Annotated in this window: 7 protein-coding genes and 2 pseudogenes; 5 read left to right on the forward strand and 4 right to left on the reverse strand. The window is 42.4% G+C overall.

What is annotated here, in order from left to right:
* Positions 1-199 precede the first annotated feature (199 nt).
* Positions 200-766 (forward strand): outer membrane lipoprotein Slp, encoded by a 567-nt coding sequence (slp, locus tag ACUU1M_RS09960; protein ID WP_001057453.1) that lies wholly within the window; start codon positions 200-202, stop codon positions 764-766.
* A 155-nt stretch (positions 767-921) separates the two neighbouring features.
* Complete coding sequence (locus tag ACUU1M_RS09965) at positions 922-1,452, forward strand: helix-turn-helix transcriptional regulator (protein ID WP_000478623.1); 531 nt, start codon at positions 922-924, stop codon at positions 1,450-1,452.
* A gap of 41 nt (positions 1,453-1,493) precedes the next feature.
* On the opposite strand, the pseudogene ACUU1M_RS09970 reads toward ACUU1M_RS09965, so the two are convergent.
* From ACUU1M_RS09970 to hdeA, 3 genes and pseudogenes are all read right to left on the reverse strand, one after another.
* Positions 1,494-2,140 (reverse strand): annotated as a pseudogene (locus ACUU1M_RS09970) (MgtC/SapB family protein).
* A gap of 63 nt (positions 2,141-2,203) precedes the next feature.
* The gene (hdeB, locus tag ACUU1M_RS09975) at positions 2,204-2,530 is read right to left on the reverse strand and encodes an acid-activated periplasmic chaperone HdeB (RefSeq protein ID WP_086563771.1); all 327 of its coding nucleotides are present in this window, start codon (positions 2,528-2,530) and stop codon (positions 2,204-2,206) included.
* Positions 2,531-2,645: 115 nt separating this feature from the next.
* Entirely contained in the window at positions 2,646-2,978 is a 333-nt protein-coding gene (gene hdeA / locus ACUU1M_RS09980) for an acid-activated periplasmic chaperone HdeA (protein WP_000756550.1), read from the reverse strand.
* A 254-nt stretch (positions 2,979-3,232) separates the two neighbouring features.
* On the opposite strand from hdeA, the gene hdeD reads away from it, so the two are divergent.
* Both hdeD and gadE read left to right on the forward strand, forming a co-directional pair.
* Entirely contained in the window at positions 3,233-3,805 is a 573-nt protein-coding gene (gene hdeD, locus ACUU1M_RS09985) for an acid-resistance protein HdeD (protein ID WP_000965672.1), read from the forward strand.
* A gap of 798 nt (positions 3,806-4,603) precedes the next feature.
* Positions 4,604-5,131, forward strand: a complete 528-nt coding sequence (gene gadE, locus ACUU1M_RS09990) for an acid resistance transcriptional activator GadE (RefSeq protein WP_000576690.1) — start codon at positions 4,604-4,606, stop codon at positions 5,129-5,131.
* Here the strand turns inward: gadE and ACUU1M_RS09995 are convergent.
* Positions 5,132-5,409: pseudogene (locus tag ACUU1M_RS09995) on the reverse strand (hypothetical protein).
* A 107-nt stretch (positions 5,410-5,516) separates the two neighbouring features.
* Here ACUU1M_RS09995 and ACUU1M_RS10000 point away from each other — a divergent pair.
* On the forward strand, positions 5,517-6,373 hold an 857-nt coding region (locus ACUU1M_RS10000), incomplete at its 3' end, for an efflux RND transporter periplasmic adaptor subunit (protein ID WP_349631941.1).

The raw sequence follows: 6,373 nt of genomic DNA on the forward strand, positions 1-6,373 counted from the left end.
GTAATTTTAAAACAAAGGGTTATATTATTGGGCGATGGATACTCATACCACGCCCCAAAATAACGGAATTGAACTAAACAGAAGGGATATAAACATCAGACAGGTTTACGTTACTATCAGGCATATCACCTCAGAATCAGATGAAAACTATAAAGAAATATCTATTATGGTTTTAATATTTGTTGATAAGGATAGTAACATGAACATGACAAAAGGTGCACTCATCCTCAGCCTTTCATTTTTGCTTGCCGCATGTAGTTCAATTCCGCAAAATATCAAAGGCAATAACCAACCTGATATTCAAAAAAGTTTTGTTGCTGTTCATAACCAGCCGGGGTTATATGTTGGTCAACAAGCGCGCTTTGGTGGGAAGGTTATCAACGTTATCAATGGCAAAACGGATACGTTGTTAGAAATCGCTGTATTACCGTTGGATAGCTATGCGAAGCCTGATATTGAAGCCAACTATCAGGGCCGACTGCTCGCCAGACAAAGCGGCTTCCTTGATCCAGTGAACTATCGTAATCACTTTGTTACCATCCTCGGTACCATTCAGGGTGAACAACCAGGCTTTATCAATAAAGTCCCGTATAACTTCCTGGAAGTGAATATGCAGGGCATCCAGGTGTGGCATTTGAGAGAAGTGGTTAATACCACCTATAACCTGTGGGATTACGGCTATGGTGCATTCTGGCCGGAACCGGGCTGGGGTGCGCCTTACTACACCAATGCGGTGAGTCAGGTAACACCTGAGCTGGTCAAATAACACCACCGAAAGATGCAGATGCTTTCTCAGCATCTGCATCATGTATTACATAAAATTAATATACAGTAAGCTAACTATTATTATTATAAGCCCTGTCCTGTTAATTACCTTTGGCAAACTGATTATAAAGTTAATGTCCGCACCAGGAGTCGGTTATGTTTCTTATAATTACCAGGGATACGATGTTCTTCACCGCGATGAAAAACATTCTGAGTAAAGGTAATGTCGTTCATATACAGAACGAAGAAGAGATCGACGTAATGTTGCATCAGAATGCCTTCGTCATTATTGATACATTAATGAATAATGTATTTCATTCTAATTTTCTCACTCAAATTGAACGATTAAAACCTGTCCATGTCATTGTTTTCTCCCCCTTTAATATTAAACGCTGTCTGGGGAAAGTACCGGTGACCTTTGTTCCGCGGACTATCACTATCATTGATTTTGTCGCACTCATCAATGGCAGTTACTGCTCTGTGCCTGAAGCGAATGTGTCACTTTCGCGCAAGCAACATCAGGTTCTGAGCTGCATTGCGAATCAAATGACAACTGAAGATATTCTGGAGAAACTGAAAATATCGCTAAAAACGTTCTACTGCCATAAACACAATATCATGATGATCCTCAATCTTAAGCGGATCAATGAGCTGGTACGCCATCAGCATATTGATTATCTGGTGTGAATTTCAGGCTTACGGTGAGTCTGGCTACGCTGCCACACAGATTAGCTAATTGAAACGCCTTTCACCCCTGCCATACCTTTTAATAATCGCAACAGGTCTTCTATCAACGTTGTGGCATGAAGCTGGATATCAATGGCGACCACTTCATGATCTTCATTTTCCTGCAACGAAACTAAATCAGTTTTTATTTTTTGCTGCTTAAACCAGTCGAGCATTGATACCGTATTACCGTTCACTAATGTCAGCTGTAAATGGTAATTTTTGTTCATCAGGCGGAAGGTTAATTGATGGAAGACTTCCAGCACCAACAAGGTCATCACTGAACCATAAATACCCAGTTCGTACATACCGCTGCCAATAACCATACCTATGCGGCGGTCACCCAGATATCCGCTGCCGTCGTCAGACCTACAATATTTTGGTTACGAACGAGAATGTTACCTGCACCGATAAACCCGACGCCCGTCACCACCTGAGCAGCAATACGGCTGGGGTCGAGTCCGACGTGATCTAAAGACAGCACGTCAGCAAAACCATATTTCGAAACAATCATAAACAGGGCGCTTCCCATGCCAATTAATACATGTGTGCGTAACCCTGCTCCTTTGCCGCGCATTTGCCTTTCCATGCCAATAGCGCCACAGGCAATTGCCGCGAGTATAAGACGTATAATAAATTCTGCTGTCATATAAAAATGCAAAAAGGAGCAGCAAGATGGCTCAACTTGCTACTCCTTTTTACTTGTACCTCATTAATTCGGCAAGTCATTAGATGCTTGATTTTTGAAGGTATACAAATTTTTCTGCGGGTTTTTCTTACAGTATTCGATCACTTTAGGAATTTGAGTGAGATCGGTTTCATTTAAAGTAACGGTATCGCCACCTTTATATACTGTTTCTTCATGCAGCATCCACCATGCAACCGGGGTCATTGCTTTTGGATTCAGATCAATAAATTCCTGGCAGGTCATATCTTTAGCGGATTCATTGGCTGCCAGCGCAGATTGTGTGTTCACCAGTGACAAAGCCGCTACAGCGCCCATAAAAATAAACGCTTTACGGAGAGATGAAATATTCATTTTGTAACCCATTCAATATAGAGATTATATATGAACAGGAGGAATAGCTGCTTTTAAAGAAGATATTCCGGCCTGTTCAATATGCAAGGAAGTACGATGTAACGCATTCCCGGAATTACATATCTTTCTTAATTTTGTCCCATTCGCCTTTAACTTTATCTTTAAAGTTGGCTTGTTTATCCTGAGTACAAGCCTGAACGATAGCTGGGGTTACGGTTGCAATACCCTGAACATCTAAAACCGCATCTTCTGGTTTATCTTTGTTGTTCAGCGCTTCAGCAAAACCAACTGCAGTTGGCTGGAAGGATTCGTCCACAGCCAGGAAATCTTCACAGGTCCATGAGTTGACCGGTTTTTTGTTATCAGCTGCTTTTTGCGCATCCGCTGCATTGCTCACAACTGGCAGAAGAAGCAGACCACCAAGAATAACGCCTAATACTTTTTTCATCGTAATATCCTCAACTATAAAGTGAAAGAGCCGTCACGAATCAATTTCGACACTGAGGTTATAACCTGGTTTTCTGTATATGTCATGTTGATGGAAAATATCAAAATCAGATATTTTTATTTTAATACAATGAGTTACAGATGCATCAGATACTGCAATTAGGAAATTTTTATTAAATCGACTGCATTCTTAGACGCGTTTTTGGCATAGATTGATAGCAGGGGATTTTCTTCTTAATTTTATAGGGTGGTTCTATGTTATATATAGATAAGGCAACAATTTTGAAGTTTGATCTGGAGATGCTGAAAAAGCATCGCAGAGCAATCCAGTTTATTGCCGTGCTGCTGTTTATCGTCGGGTTGCTGTGTATCAGTTTCCCGTTCGTCTCTGGCGATATTTTAAGCACAGTAGTGGGTGCATTATTAATCTGCTCGGGTATTGCGCTTATTGTCGGGTTATTCAGCAACCGCAGTCATAATTTCTGGCCGGTATTATCCGGTTTCCTCGTCGCAGTCGCCTATTTATTGATCGGCTATTTCTTCATCCGCGCACCGGAGCTGGGCATTTTTGCCATTGCGGCATTTATTGCCGGTTTGTTCTGTGTTGCAGGGGTTATTCGCCTGATGAGTTGGTATCGTCAGCGTTCAATGAAAGGCAGCTGGCTACAGCTCGTTATTGGTGTGCTGGATATCGTCATTGCCTGGATATTCCTTGGTGCAACGCCGATGGTGTCTGTAACGCTGGTTTCCACACTGGTGGGAATTGAACTGATATTTAGCGCCGCCAGCCTGTTCAGCTTCGCCAGTTTGTTCGTTAAGCAGCAATAATTACCCCGGTTGTCACCCGGATCATAGTCACTTGATGTGACTATGATCCGATTAATACTCTCTCCGCTACGCAGTGTTGTAGATCAATTGCGCACTATCATTGAAATAATTACCTGCTAGTGATTATTTCAACCTACTGAATTTCATCTAATTTTTTTCACTCCATGGCAAATTAGCCATTTCAAACATTATCATGGCTGATATTTTCCGTAGTCAGGTTTAATGTTTTAAAAGTGCTGTGGGAAAGTGAACAAAGAGTTCCGTAAGCGTTGATGCTATGGGCGGTTAAATAAGTAATCCGGGTTCATTTTTTTGCAACTGGCGTTGATTACATTGCATAAATATCCGTGTCTCCAGACGCTATATAAAAACCTGAAGACATGAATGCGTTATTTACTCAGGTAATTTCAATGCGTTAAAAGAAAGCTGGCAATCCAATTGCCAGCTTAAGTCGAAACAAGGAGACTCGATATTTAAATCGGATTACATTTTAACTTTAGTAATATTCTTCAGAGATCACAAACTGGTTATTGATAACTTATTCTTGGGCAGTAATCCGCAAACGTTAACTTTTTGTTTACTATTTACAAGCTGATAACAACCAGGAATCTTACTTAGGATCAATATATGGAGTGCGTGATGGATAAATCTGAAGTATTGATTAGTGTTAATAGACGTATTAGTTCACGAAGGGCAAAGTTCTTATAGGCGTTTACTATATTGAACAACGATTCGGACAAGGATGTAAATAATGAAAAGGATGACATGTTCGAAACGATAACGGCTAAGGAGCAAGTTATGATTTTTCTCATGACGAAAGATTCTTTTCTTTTACAGGGCTTTTGGCAGTTGAAAGATAATCACGAAATGATAAAAATCAATTCCCTGTCAGAGATCAAAAAAGTAGGCAATAAACCCTTCAAGGTTATCATTGATACCTATCACAATCATATCCTTGATGAAGAAGCGATTAAATTTCTGGAGAAATTAGATGCCGAGAGAATTATTGTTTTGGCACCTTATCACATCAGTAAACTAAAAGCTAAAGCGCCTATTTATTTTGTTAGCCGCAAAGAAAGTATCAAAAATCTTCTTGAGATTACTTATGGTAAACACTTGCCCCATAAGAATTCACAATTATGTTTTTCACATAATCAGTTCAAAATTATGCAACTGATTCTGAAAAATAAAAATGAAAGCAATATCACGTCGACGCTCAATATTTCGCAACAAACATTAAAGATTCAGAAATTCAACATTATGTACAAGCTGAAACTAAGACGTATGAGCGACATCGTCACCCTGGGTATCACATCTTATTTTTAGTCAGGACATAAGCAACTGAAATTGATGGCTGGCATGACGAGGGATGCAGATGCTGATTTCATTACCCCCGGTGATTACTAAAGGAGAGGCTAAAACGACTTGATTCCCCTGGTATGTGTATCCACCAGTAGAACCCTTCGTTGCCCGAATGCTGGCAGGAACTGTTGGCAGAACGGCAACATTTTTTTGTCGTTGACCTCACCATGTCGATCACTGTGCCTGTATCCCACCTTACTGGCTGACAACCCCACTATGCCGCTGGTCTGTAAATCCCTCATATCTCTCCTCGCGCGCAATTTAAAGAACCGTTATTTCTCAAGAATTTTCAGGGACTAAAATGAACAGAAGAAGAAAGCTGTTAATACCGTTGTTATTCTGCGGCGCGATGCTCACCGCCTGCGATGACAAATCGGCGGAAAACGCCGCCGCCATGACGCCTGAGGTCGGTGTCGTCACACTCTCCCCTGGTTCGGTCAATGTGTTGAGCGAATTGCCCGGTAGAACCGTTCCTTATGAAGTTGCCGAGATACGTCCCCAGGTGGGCGGTATTATCATTAAACGCAACTTTATCGAAGGCGATAAAGTGAACCAGGGCGATTCGCTGTATCAGATTGATCCTGCACCTTTACAGGCCGAGCTAAACTCCGCCAAAGGCTCGCTGGCGAAAGCGCTCTCTACCGCCAGCAATGCCCGCATCACCTTTAACCGCCAGGCATCGTTGCTGAAGACCAACTACGTTAGCCGTCAGGATTACGACACCGCGCGCACCCAGCTGAATGAAGCAGAAGCCAATGTCACCGTCGCCAAAGCGGCTGTTGAACAGGCGACGATCAATCTGCAATACGCGAATGTCACCTCGCCAATTACGGGCGTCAGCGGGAAATCGTCGGTGACCGTCGGCGCACTCGTTACCGCTAATCAGGCAGATTCGCTGGTTACCGTACAACGTCTGGACCCGATTTATGTCGATCTCACGCAGTCGGTGCAAGATTTCTTACGCATGAAAGAAGAGGTCGCCAGTGGGCAAATCAAACAGGTTCAGGGCAGTACGCCAGTACAGCTCAATCTGGAAAATGGTAAACGTTACAGCCAGACCGGCACGCTGAAATTCTCCGACCCGACGGTTGATGAAACCACGGGCTCCGTGACGTTACGGGCGATTTTCCCCAACCCAAATGGTGACTTGCTGCCTGGCATGTATGTCACGGCATTAGTGGATGAAGGTAGCCGCCAGAATGTATT

Source organism: Shigella sp. SIG6 (assembly GCF_053555815.1).